The sequence below is a fragment of the Blautia sp. St.27G3 genome (assembly GCF_059728505.1).
This window is the reverse complement of sequence record NZ_BAAGFO010000001.1, coordinates 1,568,173-1,586,185: the sequence shown is the minus strand read 5'-3', so window position 1 is coordinate 1,586,185 and position 18,013 is coordinate 1,568,173. Positions and strand designations below refer to the sequence as shown.

13 protein-coding genes and 1 pseudogene are annotated in these 18,013 nt (G+C 47.7%); 13 read left to right on the top strand and 1 reads right to left on the bottom strand.

From position 1 onward, the window contains the following. Positions 1 to 5 precede the first annotated feature (5 nt). Positions 6 to 161 (top strand): annotated as a pseudogene (locus AC6I2O_RS07350) (type II toxin-antitoxin system Phd/YefM family antitoxin); the annotation flags it as partial. A 379-nt stretch (positions 162 to 540) separates the two neighbouring features. On the opposite strand, the gene AC6I2O_RS07345 reads toward AC6I2O_RS07350, so the two are convergent. Continuing rightward, complete coding sequence (locus AC6I2O_RS07345) at positions 541 to 2,883, bottom strand: DUF6273 domain-containing protein (protein WP_120391237.1); 2,343 nt, start codon at positions 2,881 to 2,883, stop codon at positions 541 to 543. Between the two features lie 434 nt (positions 2,884 to 3,317). Between AC6I2O_RS07345 and AC6I2O_RS07340 the strand changes: the two genes are divergently transcribed. The 12 genes from AC6I2O_RS07340 to AC6I2O_RS07285 all read left to right on the top strand — a co-directional run bounded on the left by AC6I2O_RS07340 (position 3,318) and on the right by AC6I2O_RS07285 (position 17,988). Next, complete coding sequence (locus tag AC6I2O_RS07340; protein WP_497742252.1) at positions 3,318 to 4,853, top strand: response regulator transcription factor; 1,536 nt, start codon at positions 3,318 to 3,320, stop codon at positions 4,851 to 4,853. Then, positions 4,843 to 6,597, top strand: coding sequence for a sensor histidine kinase (locus tag AC6I2O_RS07335; protein WP_497742251.1), 1,755 nt, complete (start codon positions 4,843 to 4,845; stop codon positions 6,595 to 6,597). The genes AC6I2O_RS07340 and AC6I2O_RS07335 overlap by 11 nt, the downstream gene beginning before the upstream one ends. Before the next feature lie 288 nt (positions 6,598 to 6,885). Continuing rightward, positions 6,886 to 8,427, top strand: coding sequence for an aminotransferase class I/II-fold pyridoxal phosphate-dependent enzyme (locus AC6I2O_RS07330; protein WP_497742250.1), 1,542 nt, complete (start codon positions 6,886 to 6,888; stop codon positions 8,425 to 8,427). 10 nt (positions 8,428 to 8,437) lie between these two features. Then, the gene (locus AC6I2O_RS07325) at positions 8,438 to 9,025 is read left to right on the top strand and encodes a nucleoside/nucleotide kinase family protein (RefSeq protein WP_120391233.1); all 588 of its coding nucleotides are present in this window, start codon (positions 8,438 to 8,440) and stop codon (positions 9,023 to 9,025) included. Between the two features lie 145 nt (positions 9,026 to 9,170). Further along, the gene (gene holB, locus AC6I2O_RS07320) at positions 9,171 to 10,169 is read left to right on the top strand and encodes a DNA polymerase III subunit delta' (RefSeq protein ID WP_120391232.1); all 999 of its coding nucleotides are present in this window, start codon (positions 9,171 to 9,173) and stop codon (positions 10,167 to 10,169) included. Next, the gene (locus tag AC6I2O_RS07315) at positions 10,162 to 11,106 is read left to right on the top strand and encodes a PSP1 domain-containing protein (protein ID WP_497742249.1); all 945 of its coding nucleotides are present in this window, start codon (positions 10,162 to 10,164) and stop codon (positions 11,104 to 11,106) included. Before holB ends, AC6I2O_RS07315 begins: the two co-directional genes overlap by 8 nt. Continuing rightward, complete coding sequence (locus AC6I2O_RS07310) at positions 11,096 to 11,833, top strand: tRNA1(Val) (adenine(37)-N6)-methyltransferase (RefSeq protein ID WP_497742248.1); 738 nt, start codon at positions 11,096 to 11,098, stop codon at positions 11,831 to 11,833. The genes AC6I2O_RS07315 and AC6I2O_RS07310 overlap by 11 nt, the downstream gene beginning before the upstream one ends. Beyond that, the gene (rsmI, locus tag AC6I2O_RS07305; protein WP_497742247.1) at positions 11,823 to 12,704 is read left to right on the top strand and encodes a 16S rRNA (cytidine(1402)-2'-O)-methyltransferase; all 882 of its coding nucleotides are present in this window, start codon (positions 11,823 to 11,825) and stop codon (positions 12,702 to 12,704) included. The genes AC6I2O_RS07310 and rsmI overlap by 11 nt, the downstream gene beginning before the upstream one ends. Positions 12,705 to 12,876: 172 nt before the next feature. Then, the gene (locus AC6I2O_RS07300) at positions 12,877 to 14,760 is read left to right on the top strand and encodes a DUF6020 family protein (protein WP_147412240.1); all 1,884 of its coding nucleotides are present in this window, start codon (positions 12,877 to 12,879) and stop codon (positions 14,758 to 14,760) included. A gap of 271 nt (positions 14,761 to 15,031) precedes the next feature. Further along, the gene (locus AC6I2O_RS07295) at positions 15,032 to 15,589 is read left to right on the top strand and encodes an SIS domain-containing protein (protein ID WP_497742246.1); all 558 of its coding nucleotides are present in this window, start codon (positions 15,032 to 15,034) and stop codon (positions 15,587 to 15,589) included. 86 nt (positions 15,590 to 15,675) lie between these two features. Beyond that, positions 15,676 to 16,941 (top strand): ABC transporter substrate-binding protein, encoded by a 1,266-nt coding sequence (locus AC6I2O_RS07290; RefSeq protein WP_120391228.1) that lies wholly within the window; start codon positions 15,676 to 15,678, stop codon positions 16,939 to 16,941. A 111-nt stretch (positions 16,942 to 17,052) separates the two neighbouring features. Next, positions 17,053 to 17,988 carry a carbohydrate ABC transporter permease gene (locus tag AC6I2O_RS07285; protein WP_497742245.1) on the top strand — a complete coding sequence of 312 codons (936 nt, stop codon included), beginning with the start codon at positions 17,053 to 17,055 and terminating at the stop codon, positions 17,986 to 17,988. Positions 17,989 to 18,013: the final 25 nt, after the last annotated feature.

The following is an 18,013-nucleotide window of genomic DNA, read 5'->3' as shown; positions in this document are numbered from 1 at the left end:
CGGGTATGAATATTCGTCCATCAACAGCAATTCGCCAGAATTATAATGAGATTGCCGATCTGTGCAGAAAAATAGCGGAACCCGTGTTTCTTACCAAAAACGGAGAAGGTGATTTGGTTGTTATGGATATTGAAACGTATAACAGGCGGGAAAAGATGCTGGGCAATCATATTTACTTTATGGTGCAGGTGAATAAAGAGGCGGCAGCAGCCAAAAAGAAAGAAGTTATGACTGCCATGCGATCACTTTCCCGGATGCCCGAGCGCGTTCCATTTTTTGAGGCGATGTACATTACTCGAAATAAATATCATAAGATGTTTGTTGAGAAATGGTATCTCATTCATATCAGATTCAGGATGAAATAGTTTATATAGAATACGGAATTGATTGTCGAAAAGATTATAGCTGGCTTCTCCATTCATAACAGAGGAATGGAGAAGCTTTTTTGTGCAAGGGCATATATAGAAGTTAGCCGTTTGGCGGCATACGTCCCGCACGGTGAGCAGGGGAAAATCTCCCCACTCTGTTTTTTAATACTTTTTATGAAAGGTCTACCGTAATCACAGGCCGTGCGCCATAGGTGCGTGTTACGGAACGGCCGACGTTCAGGGAGCCGACAGAACCGAGGAATACGCCGCAGGAGAGTTCGCCGGATTCATCGACAGCGCCCGGAGAACGTGTCCAGGAGTCTGCATAACCGATATAGCTCTTGCCGTTGCCGCCGCCGTTTGTTTTAACGCCGAAGCGGACTGCATAAGGCGTTGCACCCGACATGCCGTTTGTATAGTTCTGAGGGTCATGGCCAAGCTCTTCCTGGGTAGCGATTGTGCTTTTTCCGAAATATTCAAAAACTTCCTCACCGCTCAGAGCGTAGACGTAATCCTGTGTATCTGTTCCGGATGTTGTGTAATCGCCCCACCAGTTTTCTTTTAACAGTGTGTTGTAGGCAATATACGAGGAGTCAGACTGCATGGAAACATCGGTCAGAAGAACTTTTGTTTTTTCTTCCTCTGTGAAAGCCGCATCATAGAAGCCAGTCGTGTCGCCGGTCATGTTCTGGCCGCCGGCACTGTTGAGCCAGGAGCGCAGGTTGGAGCCTGCCCAGTCGTTTCCGTCCGTATCGCTCAGATTAAAGGAAAGTCCATCAATGACTTTATCGGTTACAAGCGTTGCGCGGCCATCCTGGATGTCCAGAAGCCGCCAGGAGAGGGCTGCTGTCTTTCCGTCCTCTACGTGCTCGCTCTGCATATAGGAGCCGAAGGCTACAACGTCGTCGGTTGTGCCGATTTTTCCGTCTGCGCCCGCTGTCAGTGTGAAGCCGTTTCCAAGTGATATGAAAATTTTCCCTTCCTCATCATATTCCGGAGTAACATCTGTCATCAGGGCAGTACCGGCAGGGTTTACGACACAGTTGTCATCTTCCGTTCCGGCTTTTCCGTCCGGGCCGACAATCGTGACTTCGCCGGTTGTGCTGTAGGTGGCAGTGCCGTCTGTGTTGTACATCCATGCGCCGGTTTCTTCGTAAAAGGCATTCATCATGGATGTCAGTTCAGCGTCAAGGAATCCGGCCTCGTATTTTGCCTGTCTCTGGCCGAACCCGCCGTTTTCAATTGTCCAGTCGTCCGCATGATAGCCGTTGTGCTGGGAATCGCGCTGCCATGCATGATTTACAACAATTGTATCGTCGAGCAGGGCGTTGTCCTTGAGATACATACCTGTGGCGGTAAAGAGCTCTCCCGGGAAGCAGGCAAGTCCGATGTCGCCGATGCGGACCATCTGCAAAGAGATAGCGTAATTTCCGCCTTCTGTGGCAGGAATGGCAGATTCCATAAAACCGCAGCTCAGATCAACATCAGAGGTATAGGTGTCAATGGAGTTGAGCGCTCTCTCAATATCTGCATAGTGGATTTTGGAGAGGAAGGTCAGAATCTCATAATCGTCGTTAAAAGTTTCTTCAAATTCCCCTGTTTCCGGGTTGCGTGTATATAAGTCGTTTTGGATAATCGGATTCTGATCTCCGGCAGCTCCGGAAAGCCACATAGCCACAGTGCCTTCATAATTGTTCTCAATATAGCCGGACACAATACCTGGGATATCCGCACTTACGCCCGTCTTTCCGTCCATGCAGGTATTAGCGTGCATCACAGTACCGTGAACGCCGTAGTTGATGATAAATGCAATCGGATCGCCGTTCAAATCATTGAAACGGATGGCAGCAACAGTTCGGTCTGAGATGCCGTTCGGGCTCCAACCAAGGTCGCGGCATTCCGTTGCGGAGCCGTCTTCGCCGACCACGTTGTAAACGGAGTTACGGTTGACATTGATGTAGCTCTCAGAATAATCGATTCCCACGCTGGCCGGTTCCTGAGCGTCAAGCGCCTCATCCACTGCATCGAGTACCTGTCCCATCACGTATTTTGCCCAGAGCTGTAGCGTCGTAACACCCTCTGCACCTTCTTCGAAATTAAGATCAATTGCTTCCGTGATTTCCGGAGCCGCATGGGAATGTGTGGATGTGAGCACGATGTTTTCGAGCGGAAGTCCGGTGTGGTCCGCAATCGCCTGAGCGAACTGTGGGCCAAAGGAGCGTCCCGTTTCACTGCACACCATAAGCGTTGTCGTGTCGGTGTCGGACATGGCGATTACACGCACGCTTAAAGGATCCAGAACGCCGGACATTTCGACGTTCGGCTTTCTGGTCAGAGGGAACATGGCCTCAGAAGGCGTGATATCCCGGATGGAGGCTCCGACGCTGAACGTAGAAGCAGGCCGTGTTTCCGCCTGAGGTTCGGCAGCGCAGGCTGTGTAGCAGCCGGAGAAAAGGCAGCTCATGGAAAGCGCGGCGGGGAGAAGCTTGTGGAAATAACGTGATTTGTGTTTCATAAGTGTGATCCTCCTTTATGAGATTGTGAATCAGGTAGTTATAAAAGAGCGTGATTAAACGGACGGCTCCTGGAAAAGGATATAAAAACGGGGTTCCGAAGCAAACAAGTCCCCCCTTTTTTTGTATCCTTTTCCAGGGGCCTGACTTTGAATGAGAGAATTATAACTATCTGTTCAAGTGAGTTCATTATAGGACGATAGGAGTGGAGGAAAAAAGGAAAGATTAGAACAAATAGAATGGGATTATTATCTTTAAAAAGGAAGATTGTAAAGATTCTACGATTTTGTAAAAATAGCTGGAAACGGAGGGGGGAATGGGGGTTTTTGAGGGGCAGAATTGTTTTACAGGGCGGGCGGAAGTCTGATACAATAGGAGTAATAGACGGATGTCTAATCGGTGGTTTTGGATGTTGCTGTAAAGGGGGAAGGGATGGATGAAGGTACTTTTGGCGGAGGATAATCCGCTGCTGCTGGAACATTTCGCGAATATGGTGGACTGGAAGCAGTATGGATTTGACGTTGTTTTGAAGGCTGAGGATGGGAAAAGAGCCTGGCAGAAATTTGAAGCGTATCATCCGGAGCTTGTGATTGCGGATATTCAGATGCCGAGAATGACGGGGATTGAGCTTGGAGAGCGGATTCGGGAGAAGTCGGCGGAGACAATTTTGTATTTTCTGACGAGTTATGAGGAATTTTCTTATGTGAAATCTGCGTTGGAGCTAGGAAGCTGTGGTTATCTTTTGAAGCACGAGATGAACAGGGTGCAGATGATACGGATTCTGGAGGAGGCAGGGCGTGAAATTAAGAAAAGAAAACGTTACAGCCGGTATGATGCAGAGGCAGCGTTTACAGAACTGGTGTGGGAGCTTGAGAGAAAAAATGGGGAGGAGATACATATTGAGGAATACAGTGCCGGGCTGCCTGATGTCTATGATCTGTTCTGGGTGGAGCAGGACCATCGGTATCCTGTAGTCTGTGATGTTTTCGGGATTCAGGAGAGTAGGGCGGACGAAAAGGCTGTGGCGGGTCTCTGTTATCAGGCCGTTCCACAGACTGTGGCAGCGGTTCAGGCAGGAGACTGGTTCTGGCTGTGCCTTGTGAAAACGCAGGGGGGTGCGACAGAACAGGCCTACGATCTGAAGCTGAGGCTGCGGGAAAAGTTTGGGTCGACGTTTTCGGTACTGATTTTGGCAGAACAGGAAGAGCTATCGGGCTGTGTAAATCGGTATCTGCGGACGAAAGAGGTACGCAGGCAGGGGATTTTCCGGGTATGTTCCTGTGTATTGCACGCTGAGGATATCGGCCGTTCCAGGAAGGTTGCGCTGCCGCTTGATCTGGAAAAAGCGGATCGATGGATCCGGGATCGTGAATTTGAAAAGCTATGCAGGTGGATGGATCAGAATTTTCTGAAGGCAGTGGAAGCGAGGGACGGAGAACGGTTTGAAGCGCTCACACGCTATTTTTCAGTAAGGCTCATGGAATATCATGAAAAACTGGTGAATTTGCAGACAGGCGTTATATTTACAGTGTGTGAAAGTGAGGACACTGCAAACTGGTATGAAGCTTCTGTTCTTTATCACTGGATGAAGCATAAGGTTATGGAATTGGGAAAGATTCTGGAGAATCCATCTGTTTTTCAGTATTCGGACATTGTTAACCGGGCTGTTCTGTATGTGAGCCGGAATTATACAAACAGTGATCTCAGCGTGGAAGAGATTGCCTCGCATCTGAAGATCAGCGCCAATCATCTGAATACTGTGTTCCGCAAGGAAACAGGGGAAACTTTATGGAAGTTTGTCGTCCGAGTACGGATGGAGCGGGCAAAAGAGCTTTTGAATTTGGGAAGGGACAAAATGACGGATATTTGCCGGAAGACTGGATACAAAAATATTTCCTATTTTTCGAAAGTATTCCGAGAAACCTGCGGGATGACGCCAATGGAGTACAGGAGGGAGCACAGTGAAATTTAATACCGTAACAAAGAAGATTATAGCTCAGCTTTTTGGCATCAGCATTGTGGTTCTGCTGGCACTGACCATTTTATTTCCATCCGTTTTTTATCGTATTATGCGGCCACATCTGTGCAAGCAGATCTCCGGCGTGGCTGGTTCGGCTGCGCTGCGGCAGAGCTATATCTGGCGCAATAACAGCCATCTGAAAAATATAACGGAGAATCAGGAGCTGAAGCGGCTGATTTCCGAATACTATGACCCGGAAAAAAGGACAGGACAGACAGAGGCAAAGATTGTATCATATCTGCCACTTCTGGAAAACGGAAAGCTGAACGAGAATGCAGGGTATATTTCATTTACCAATTATTTTTTGTTGTGCACCAGTGAAGGGGATATTTTCTGCGGGGAACAGGCAAAGGAGGCAGCCCGCATTTTTGAGGCCTCAGACTGGTATCAGAGCTTTGACAAAAGTCAGAAAATCAAATATCATCTTCCGGTGATCGGGGAAGAGGAAACGGGCCGCTTTTTCTGCGTGCTGGATTCCTTCCGGGCAGGGGATGTGAACTGTATTGCAGTAAATATGGTAGGAGTCGGAGAGGTGCTGGAACAGCTCCGGGAGCTGGAAGAATTTCAGGCAGAGGATTACCTGATTTACAGCAATGGCAGTGTATTATACAGCAACCTGGGTGAAGCATCCGGCCTGAAGGTGGAGGAGTGTCCGAATTACCTGTTTGAAGGGAAGCAGTATGAGGTGCTGGAATGGGAAAACGGAGCGGATACGGTGTTTTCTGTGCTTTGTACGTATAAGGATGAGGATTTCAGGCTGATTATAAACGTGCCCGAGGAACTTCTGTTGGAACCATATCAAAAGGCATTTGGATATTTTCAGCTGCTGTTGTGCGGCCTGACCGTATTTTTGCTGGCAGCTTTCGGTATTTCGCTGAAGGGTACGATCAGCAGAATCCGGAAGCTGGAACGGAAAATGAACGGCGTACGAAAAGGTAATTATGACGTCGATACGAGAGCCCCGGGAAATGACGAAATCAGCAGCCTGGGTAATACATTCTGGACCATGCTGGAGAAAATCAAAAAGGATATGAAGCGGGAAGAGCAGATGCAGTATACGCTGATGGTATCTGCGGTGGACCCTCACTATATTTATAATACGCTGAATACAGTGACCGTTCTTGCCGGACTGGGGCGGACCGAAGAAGTTGTAGCTGTAAATAACGCCCTGATCGGCACGCTGAAGGACCGCCTGAAAATGAAGAATTACAAGACCTTTGATACCGTGGAGGCAGAACGGGAGGCAATGGGGCAATATATGTTAATTCAGAGTTATCTGAGCTATCTGAGCATTGCGTATTCTTTTAAAGTCTCCGCGGAAGTCCAGAAGGAGCTGATTCCGAAAAATATCATACAGCCGCTCGTCGAAAATGCAATAAAGCATGGAATTGCATGTGCCGAGGATGGGCAGGGAGAAGGAAAAAAAGGCGAAATTTCCGTTTCCGTAACGCAGGAAGGCCCGGATATCTGTATCCGGATCCGGGATAACGGAGCAGGCATGGATGTAGAGACCGCAGAACAGTTTTTCAGGAAGAAACCAGAATTTCAGGACGACATGGCGCATATCGGCGTATACAATGTCAGGATGCGCTTGAACTACCTGTACCAGGGAAACTATAAAATAGCCGTAGAAAGCAGTCCTGGCGAAGGCACTGATATCCTGCTGTATCTTCCACGGCAGGAAAGTCCTGTATGATTATTTTTTTAATCTGGAATTAATTTCTTAAACGAAAAAGGCAAATGGCTGTTATAATCGAAGTAACCAAAAACACTTTCAAAGTCAGCCCTCTGGCCGCCTGCACAAAGTAAGGGGTGACTTGTTTGCCGGAACCTCAAAATGTTTTTTCAGATATGCCAATCATTTCTTTCCATCGAGCTGGCGCTTATGTTATACTTGTACCGCCTGGTCTTGCATAGGCGCGGGTTGTTTGTCATATAGGAAACTATCTGCAAATAGATTGTGTAAAGTGAATCAGGAGGCAATATGTCGGAGCATCTACTAGAAAAACTGAAAAATTATAGTGCATCAGATGCCTACCCTCTTCATATGCCTGGGCACAAACGGCAGGCAGGCTATTTTGGAAATCCATACAAGATTGACATTACGGAGATAGACGGCTTTGACAACCTGCACCACGCGCAGGGTATTTTGCTGGAGCTGCAGCAGCGTGTGGCGCTGCTGTACGGCGCAGATGAAACGTACTGTCTGGTAAACGGCAGTACCTCTGGGATTCTGGCTGCGATTTCGGCCTGCGTGCGGCGCGGCGGACGGATTTTAATGGCGAGAAATTGTCATAAAGCGGTCTACCATGCGGTTTTATTAAATGGGCTGCAGGCATCGTATCTTTATCCGGAAGCAGATGTGCGGCGCGGGATCAATGGAAGTATTATGCCGGAGCAGGTGCGCGCGGCACTGAGGGAACATCAGGCGGGCGGACATAGCGTAGAAGCTGTTGTAATCACCTCTCCAACGTATGACGGCGTCGTGTCGGATATCCGCCGCATTGCAGAGACGGTACACGAGTACGGGGCTGTGCTGATTGTGGATGAGGCGCACGGCGCGCACTTTGCGATGCATCCGGATTTTCCAGATTGTGCAGTGCAGTGCGGGGCGGATGTGGTAATCAACAGCCTGCACAAAACAATGCCGGCTTTAACGCAGAGCGCTTTGCTCCATGTATGCGGGCCGAGAGCCAATCGGGAACGGTTGAAAAAATATCTTGGAATTTATCAGACCAGCAGCCCAAGTTACGTGCTGATGGCGGGGATGGATGCGTGTATTGATCAGATGCAAGAACACAAAAAGGAACTGTTTGACGGATTTTTGCAGCGCCTGAAAAATATGAGGGAGAAGCTTCACGGTATGCGGGTGCTCCACCTTGTGGACGGAAATGAGACGGAGCTTTCTGCGTGGCAGTTTGACCGGTCGAAGGTGCTGATTTCAACGGAGAAGTGCGGGCGTCTGGAAGGAGGCAGTACACAGCGGTATCATGGTCCGTGGCTGGCGCAGATGCTCCGGGAAAGGTATCACCTGGAGGCGGAGATGGAGGCGGAGCATTATGTGACGGCAATCATGACGGTCTGCGATACGCAGGAAGGATTTGACCGGCTGGAGCAGGCGCTGCTGGAGATTGACGGTGAATTGTCTGTGGCTATGCGAAAGTCGGATCCTGGCCTGAACCAGGAAATAACGGGGGTGGCTGACAGGGGCGACAGTCCTCGGAAAAAGAATTTTATATTTGAAAATGAGACAGTTCTTACGATTCAGGAAACGGAGGATTACCCGTGTGATTCTGTCTCTTTGTATTGCAGTGCCGGGCGTATTTCGGCAGAATTTGTATACCTGTATCCGCCGGGGATTCCGCTGGTTGTTCCGGGGGAACGTATCTCAAAAGAGTTGCTTGCAAAGCTGAAACAGTACCGGTCGGAGGGCATGAAGATCCAGGGCATGGCAGACTACACGGGAGAAAAAATTCTGGTTGTGCGGGAGGAAAAGATATCCGGAAATTTTTCGGAGGGTATATAAGGGGAGAAGTATGGGAAAGTTATTTTATATTATGGGAAAAAGTTCGTCAGGAAAGGATACGATTTATGAGGAGCTTCTTATGCGCCCGGAGCTGGGGCTGGTTCCGTTTATCATGTACACGACAAGGCCGATTCGGGCCAAAGAGACGGACGGTGTGCAGTATCATTTTGTGACGCAGGAGCGTTTGGAAGAGTTGCAGGAAAAGGGGCAGGTAATTGAGCTTCGTACGTATCATACGGTGCAGGGACCGTGGCATTATTTTACCGCAGACGGCGACACGATGGATATAGCGCAAAATAATTATCTGGCGCTCGGTACGCTGGAATCCTATGAGAAAGTGAAAAATTATTACGGAAACGACCGTGTCGTGCCGGTTTACATAGAAGTTGACGATGAGAAGAGGCTAGAACGCTCGATTAAGCGGGAGAAAAAACAGCCGGTACCGAACTATGACGAGGTATGCAGACGTTTTCTGGCAGACCAGAAAGATTTTTCAGAAGAAAATATTCAGAGGGCCGGAATTACAAAACGATTTTCGAATAATGGAGACCGTCAGCTATGCATGGATGAGGTGGCGGAATATATAATAAAATCTTAAGAGAACAGACGTGCGAACCGCTTCCCATGAACCTTAAAATGTGTTATATTAAGGTAGAAAGTTGCAAAGCGATGAGAGGGCGGGCCTGAGAAAATATACGAAATCAGGAGTTCAGAGCAACTGAAACAGAAGGTGGAGGCAGCATATGGCAGGATTTAACGATATTCTTGGACATGAACAGGAGATTGCCCATCTGAGGCGGGCAATTGAGAACGGGCAGGTCAGTCATGCATATATTTTCAGTGGAGAAAAGGGGACAGGCAAGCATCGGCTGGCCCAGGCATTTGCAGAGACGCTTCAGTGTACGGGAGAAGGAGAGCATCCCTGTGGCACGTGCCATTCCTGCCGTCAGGCGCTAAGCGGAAATCATCCGGATATTATTTATGTGCGGCATGAGAAGCCTGCGAGCATCGGTGTCGAGGATATTCGTGAACAGCTCACAGGAGACATTCAGATTCGCCCGTACAATGGAAAATACAAGATTTATATCATTCAGGACGCGGAGAAAATGACCGTGCAGGCGCAAAATGCGATTCTGAAGACGATCGAAGAGCCGCCCGAGTATGCGGTCATTCTTTTGCTTACCGCAAATGAACAGATTTTTCTTGATACGATTCGTTCCAGATGCGTGCTTCTTAGCCTGAAGCCTGTTCCGGATCAGCAGGTAAAGCAGTACCTGATGGAGGAGCTTCAGGTGCCGGATTACCAGGCGGACATCTGTGTCGCATTTGCACAGGGAAATATCGGAAAAGCGGTGCGTCTGGCTTCCTCGGAGGATTTTTCAGCGATCAAGGCTTCAGCTATGCAGCTTCTGCGAAATGCTGGCAAAATGGAGGTCAGCGAGCTGATTGATTACGTAAAGGAGGTACAGGAATACAAGCTTTCTGTTCAGGATTATCTGGATATCCTTGCGCTCTGGTACCGGGATATGGTATATTTCAAGGCGACGAGGGACATTGACGGCATTATTTTCCGGGATGAGATCCGGACGATACGTGAGACAGTAAGCCTTTGCTCTTATGAAGGCGTGGAGGAAGTCATGAAAGCGATCGAAAATGCCAAGACAAGGCTGTCCGCGAACGTTAATTTTGATCTGACAATGGAACTTCTGTTCCTTGTCATTAAGGAGAATATACATGGTTAAAATAGTTGGAGTACGATTCAGAAATGCAGGGAAAGTATATTACTTTGACCCGAAGGGATATAAGATTGAGCCGGGAGATCACGTGATTGTGGAGACAGCCCGGGGCGTTGAGTATGGTACTGTGATCGGTCCGGTGCGAAGTGTGCCGGAGGAGACGATTGTGCAGCCGCTCAAGGGTGTGATCCGTGTGGCGACGCCGGATGATGACGCACGTGCGCAGAGAAACCGTGTCAAAGAAAGAGATGCGTTAAAAATCTGTCAGGAAAAGATTATAAAGCACGGACTTGAGATGAAGCTGATTGATGCAGAGTATACATTTGATAACAATAAAGTACTGTTTTATTTTACGGCGGATGGCAGGATTGATTTCCGGGAGCTGGTAAAGGATCTGGCCGCCGTATTTAAAATGCGGATTGAACTGCGTCAGATCGGTGTCCGGGATGAGACGAAGATCCTGGGCGGCATCGGCATATGTGGTCGTATTTTGTGTTGCAACAGCTACCTTTCCGAGTTTGCGCCGGTTTCGATCAAGATGGCGAAGGAGCAGAACCTTTCCCTGAACCCGACGAAGATTTCAGGTGTCTGCGGCCGTCTGATGTGTTGCCTCAAAAATGAGGAGGATACGTACGAATATCTGAACAACCGCCTTCCGGGGATCGGCGATACGGTCACGACACTTGACGGAAGAAAGGGTGAAGTGCATAGCGTAAATGTGCTGCGTCAGAAGGTAAAACTGCTGGTAGATGTGGATGATGAGAAGGAAATACAGGAATACGACGTCAGTGAATTAAAGTTTAAGCCAAAACGCCGCAGAGAAAAGGGCGGTAAGGGCGAGAAAACCGACAGGAGCGGTAAGGACAATTCCGTCGATAAGGAGCTGCGCGAACTGGAAGCGCTTGAGAAAAAAGAAGGGAAATCAAAGCTGGATGAAGATTGAGCTGAAAGAAGGAGAACGCGTGGATGATCTGCACCGGAATGGATTTCAGATTATCCAAAACGGAAAGCTGTTCTGTTTCGGGATGGACGCTGTTTTACTTTCCGGTTTTGCGAAGGTAAAAGAGCAGGGAACTGCGCTTGATCTGGGGACTGGTACAGGCATTATTCCGATTTTGCTTGCAGCAAAGACGCAGGGCCATCATTTTACGGGGCTGGAGATTTCACCGACCAGTGCGGATATGGCTGCGCGAAGCGTACTGCTCAATGACTTGCAGGAAAAGGTGGAAATCGTCAGAGGAGATATTAAGGAGGCCGGGGAGCTGTTTGCTCCGGCTTCTTTTGACACCGTTACGTCGAATCCTCCATATATGATCGGACAGCACGGGCTGGTAAATCCTGATCTGGAAAAGGCGGCGGCCCGGCATGAAATTCTCTGTACGCTGGAAGATGTGGTGCGTGCAGCGGCAAAGCTGGTACGCCCCGGAGGCAGTTTTTTTCTGGTGCACCGGCCGTTTCGGCTGGCAGAAATTATTTGCACAATGGTAAAGTACGGTTTGGAGCCGAAAAGGATGCAGCTTGTCTATCCTTATGTGGACCGTGAACCAAATATGGTTCTGATCGAAGCTGTGCGCGGCGGAAAACCGCGGATGACAGTGGAAAAACCGCTGATTGTATACCGGGAACCTGGAGTGTATATGCCGGAGATTACAGAGATTTATGGGTATTGAGAGGGAGACAATGGAACAGGGAAAGTTATTTTTGTGTGCGACGCCGATCGGCAATCTGGAAGACATCACGATGCGGGTGCTTCGAACCCTGCGCGAGGCAGATTTAATTGCAGCGGAGGATACGCGCAACAGCCTGCATCTGCTGAATCATTTTGATATCCGTACGCCGATGACAAGCTACCATGAGTACAATAAAATAGAAAAGGCGTATGTTCTGATTGAGAAAATGCGTTCCGGACAGAATGTTGCGCTGATTACAGACGCCGGGACGCCGGGGATTTCGGACCCGGGCGAAGAGCTTGTGCGTCTTTGTTATGAAGCCGGTATTGAGGTAACCTCCCTCCCGGGCGCCTGCGCCTGTGTGACAGCGCTCACTCTTTCGGGCCTTCCTACACGGCGTTTTTGTTTTGAAGCATTTTTGCCGCAGGAAAAGAAGGAAAAGCAACGGATTTTGGAAGAACTGAAAAGCGAGACCAGAACGACTATTTTGTATGAGGCGCCCCATCGTTTGCTGCGTACACTTGGGGAGTTGCTGGAAGCGCTCGGAGATCGCCGTGTAACCGTGTGCCGTGAGCTGACGAAACGGTATGAAACGGTGTTTCAGTCCACACTTTCGAAGGCAATTGTACATTATGAGGCGGACGGCCCCAAAGGGGAATGTGTGATAGTAATGGAGGGCCGCAGCCCGGATGAGCTGGAACAGGAGGCACAGAAATCCTGGGCAGAGACGGATATTGAAACTCACGTACAGATCTACGAAAAACAGGGGATGGACCGAAAAGAAGCCATGAAATGCGCGGCAAAGGATCGAGGTCTTACGAAGCGAGAGGTTTATGCCATGCTGCTGGAGAAGAAGACAGGCGACCTGTGATCGCGAAATAAGAATATAGTCTGTGTATAGACAGAAATGAACGGGAAGTGTAGTCTGCACACGGACTGAAATGGCTGAGAGGTGTAGTCTGTTAGTCTGTAGGCGGGCAGGAAAAGGTTGGTTTGCGGGCGGACCGGATGAAAGAATGCAGATGGATGGTGAGGAGTTGAAAATGGAAAGAAAAATATCAATACGAAAGATGTGGAGCATGATTTTTCTGGCAATTTTCTCAGCAATCGGACTCACATGCGGAGTGGATATGGATGCCTGGTGCGTATCCGGTGAAGGGCTGGAGGGATATGGAGTGCTGGCCTCTTTTTTGGCAAGGCTGGAGCGTTCCCTGTCAGCCGAGAGGATTCTGCCCTTTTTGATTGCATTCCTAATGGTTTTTTTGATAAAAGAAGTACGGAAAAGAGAATTTCAAAGCCGCGATCGCGTTCTGGCTGCAATTTTTGCCGTGTGTTTTTCGGGTATGCAGTTTCTTGGAAAATCTTATAGTATATGTGACAGCTGGGGGATGCTTTTTGGCGGGAAATTTGTGTTTTTACGGGCATTGCTTATCATTCTGGGGGCATCGGTGCCGGTTTATTATCTGATTCTTTTTGCATTTCATTTTATGGAAAAAGTTTCTGGAAAAGAGAATACAGGCGCAGGCGTTTTTTCAGGAAAATACTTTGTGACAGCTGCACTGCTGGTTTTTCTCTGCTGGCTGCCTTATTTTATTTTGTTTTTTCCGGGAACTTCCGGGAATGACACAGCAAGTCAGATTGCGCAGTTTTTCGGGCAGTCCACGTGGACACGGAAATTGTCAGCAGTGCGCGGAAAGGATATTTATCTGAGCAATCATTTCCCGTTTTTTACGACAGTGCTGGCAGGAGTTTTTGTCAAGGTTGGAGTATGGCTTGGAAATGCGGCGGTAGGTGTGGCGCTATATGTGTTGTTGCAGATGATTTTTATGGCATTTACACTTTCCGGGGTTTGGTTTTATCTGCGGTGGGCAGGATTGTCCAGGCGTTGCATGAAAGCAGGGCTTTTTTTCACGGCATTTTTTCCACTTTATCCGATGTATGCAATCTGTATGTTGAAAGATACGGCCTTTGGTGTCTTCTGCCTGATTCTGTCAGTGCTTTTATTGGAGATTGTACGCTCAAAGGGCGCTTGTCTGAAGAAAAAATTATTTTGTGCAGGGTTTGCTTTGGACAGCCTGCTGATAATGCTGTTTCGCAGCCAGGGGGTATATATGATGCTGGTGGTGCTGGTGGTGATCCTGACCGTTTACCGCCGTTACTGGATTGCTGTGGTTGCCTCTTTGTTGCTCCCAATTTTGCTGTTTCAGTTTGTATGGATAGGGGTATTGCTTCCCAAGTGGAAGGTTGCACCGGGAGGCCGTCAGGAGATGTTGGGCATTTTGTTTCAGCAGACAGCGCGTTATGTGAAACAGTATCCTGAGGAGGTGACGCCGGAAGAAAAAGAAGCGATTGACGGTGTGATTGAATATGAGAAACTGGCAGAAAAATACAATCCACAGCTGACTGATCCCGTGAAATATACGTTTCGCCAGGACTGCACATCGCAGGAGCTTGCCGCTTATCTGAACGCATGGTTTGGGATGCTGCTGCGGCATCCGGGTACGTATATAGAGGCGGTGCTTAACAACTGCTATGGATTTTTCTACCTGGATCAGCCATCCGGAATGGTCTACAGGGATTTTAAGCAGAAGTCTCATTGGAAGGAAGAGGGTGTGCTGTCGTTTGAGGCGCCGTTTTTGTCCGAAACGGTATTACAAGCGGTTCAGATGGCGGTAGACACTTTGCAGCGCATTCCGATTGTGAATTTACTGTTTAGTGTGGGAATGTATGCATGGATTGTGGTTTATTTTGTTCTTGATATGATACGGAAAAGAAACTATGCATATCTCATCCCGGGACTGATGTCGGTTCTTTCAACAGGGATTCTTCTGATCTGTCCGGCAAACGGGAACTTCCGTTATATTATGCCCCTGATTTATGCGGCGCCATTTCTGATTGGACTTTGTATTTTGCGAGGCGAAGGATGAATAGGACAATATCTATAACATAGAGATGTAAGATAAAAAGAGAATGATTTTAAGAACAGAGTACTGAAAAATATCTTTTTGATATTTGATAGTACTCTGTTTTTGTGTGTTATGCATAGAAATCAAAGTATAAAATTGTGAAATTGGTAGAAAGAAACGGAAATAATATTACAAAGATGAAAAATATATTGAAATAATATTTCAATTAGTGTATGATACAACTACACAAAGGAAGAATAAATTGCATCATATCATTAAAGGAGGGTTTCTTATGAGTTTTAGAGAGTGTGCAAATCTGGAACTGAAGGAGCTGCAGGAGGTTCTGGACCGGATGTCTGACAAAGACATTGAGCCGCTGATGGACGCAGTCATTTCTGCAAAAAAAGTTGTTTGCTATGGCGCTGGCCGTGAAGGGCTGGGACTGAAGTTTTTCGTTATGCGTCTGATGCATCTTGGGAAAGATGCTCACTGGGGCATGGAGGACACGGCGCCGAACGTGGGGGAAGGCGATGTATTTTTCGTTTCCTGCGGTCCTGGTTTTTACAGTCACGTTGTTTATCTGGCAGAACTTGCCAAAAAGGCAGGGGCAAAGGTTGTCACGGTTACAGCAGATCCGGACAGTGATATCGGAAGGATTTCTGATGTTGTCTGCTGGCTTCCGGCCATGGCGTGGAGGGCAAAAGGAGATCTTGTACAGACAAAACAGCTGATGGGAAATCTGTATGAACAGTCAGCAGTACTGCTTTTCGATATTATTTCTCAGGAGTTAAAGGTGAAAATGAACCTGACGGATGAAGATATGGAGAAGCGCCACAGAAATTATGAATAGTATTCTGAATTTGCTATAAGTAAGTAACAGAAATAAAAAGTTGTATTAGGAAAAGGGTTTTATAAACAAAAGAAGGAGGAAACGAAATGAAAAAGCAGTGGATGAAAACTTTTTTGGCAGTTACGTTATCAGGAGCTATGACAGCGGGTGTGGCAATGCCGGCTGCTGCGGCAGAACCGGATACTTCCTTGAGTGGGAAGTTGGTGATCTGGGAAGGCACGTCTGAGCGCGGTGTATGTGCAGAGGCTCAGATTGCTGTGCTCAAAGAGATGTATCCGAACATAGATTTCAGTTATGAAGCAAAACCGGAAAATACATATTTTACAGCGCTTTCAACTGCTTTTCAGTCCGGCAACGGGCCGGACATCTTCTGGACCTGCGGTACGAAGAATGCCGTTTTTGAAGGACAGGTGGAGGCGGGAAATGCACTGCCGCTGACAGATCTTGTGGACATGTCTCTGTTCGAAAAAGACGGTGAGCCGACGATGATCAGTGAAATCTGTTACGTGGACGATGTGCTGTATGCAGTACCGACGTCGAGCATTGATACAAGAACTGTGTACTATAACGCAGATCTTTTCACAGACAATGGCTATGAAGTTCCGACAACCGTTGCTGAATTTGAGGCACTCTGCGATACGATGCTGGAGGATGGCATTGTGCCTCTGACGCTGGCTGGTGTGGACTGGGCATCCATTATGCATACGTGGGATTTCATGGTATGTACACAGGCAGGCGGTCCGGATTTCTTTACGAGACTTGGAGAAGGCACGGCTGCATTTAATGAGGAAGTGAATGTGAATACACTTCAGAAAATGGTTGACTGGAAGAACAAGGGATATTTCTCCATCAGTTCTGTGGCAAATGATGCAACAGCGGCATGTATGGAATTTGCGACCGGAAGCACTGGCATGATCATCTGCGGTTCCTGGATGCTCTCTACAATCCGGAATGCAAATGCAAACCTGAACTTTGATGTATTCAAGCTTGCAAATGATGAAGATGGAAAGGTTTATGCATGCATTACTGCAAACGGCGGTTACAGCATTAACCCGAACACGAAGAATCTAGAAGCAGCCAAGATGTTTGCACAGTGGATGACAACAGTCGAAGGCCAGCAGACTTATATCAATTCCAATGCATCCATTCCGGCCCTGGAGGAAACCCCTTCTTCTGACGAAGTTTCCACAAAGATCGGTATGGCAGATGTATTGCTTGCAGCAAATGAGGAGAAGGTATTTCTGCTCGGCGCAAAGGCAGAGGAATATTTTGAGGCAAATATCATGAGCGTATTTAGCGGTTCTCTTGACGCACAGGAGTTCTGTGACAATGTGCAGGCAAACATTGACTAATTGTAGAGCGGGAAAACAGGTTAACTGGTTAACAGCACAGAGCATGCGGCGGCAGACAAAGTGATGCGCTGCCACCGCACGTATGGAAAAGGCGGAGAAATGAGGAATAGTATGGGGAATACAGTTAAGAAAAAGAAAAAACGCAGACCATATCTGTGGTTTATGCTTCCGGGCCTGATTTTTTATTGCATGTTTATGATTATACCGCTGATAGCGACATCTTTTCTCAGCCTGAGCTCATGGGACGGACTTGGAGAACTGACGTTTACAGGGATTGAGAATTATAAACGGCTGTTTCTGGACCCGGCCAATGCTGCTACGTACTGGAATGCATTTGGAAATAATATGAAGTTTATTCTGTGCGAGTATTTTATTATCGTACCGATACAGGTGGGCGTGGCATATATGCTGTATTCTAAAATCCGGTGGTATAAGTTTTTTCAGGCCATCTTTTTTCTTCCGTACGTGCTCAGTACTGCAGTGATTGCCTTCTTTGGCACCATCTTCTTTAATGCCAGCTTTGGTATAGTGAATAAGGCATTACTGACACTGGGGGTTTCGCGGGTAAACCTGCCTGGATGGCTTGCAGATCCGAAGATGATGTTTCCGATTCTGATTGGGATTGGTATCTGGTCCAGTGCAACGATCGGTATGCTCATTATTCTGTCAAATATGAAAAATGTTTCTTATGAGACAATTGAGTCATCGACCATTGACGGAGCTGGTTCCTTCCAGAGATTTCTTTATATAATACTGCCGGACATCGGGCCGGGAATGATCAATGTTCTGGTTCTTGATATCATTTGGGGGATCACGCTCTTTGATCTTCCGTACATGCTCGCAGGTACGTTCGGCGGTATGGACGGCAGACTTGATTTTGTAAATATGTATTTTTACAGAATTGCATTTGGAAGCGGAAGCATGAGCCGTCTGAACATTGACCTTGGATATGCGGCAACGATAGGGACAGTAACGTTTTTGTTTATTTTGCTTTTTACCTCTGTGATGAATTTTGCACTTGGCAAGGTGAAAGTGTGGAATGAATAGGAGTTGCGCAGGAATTGAAAAACAG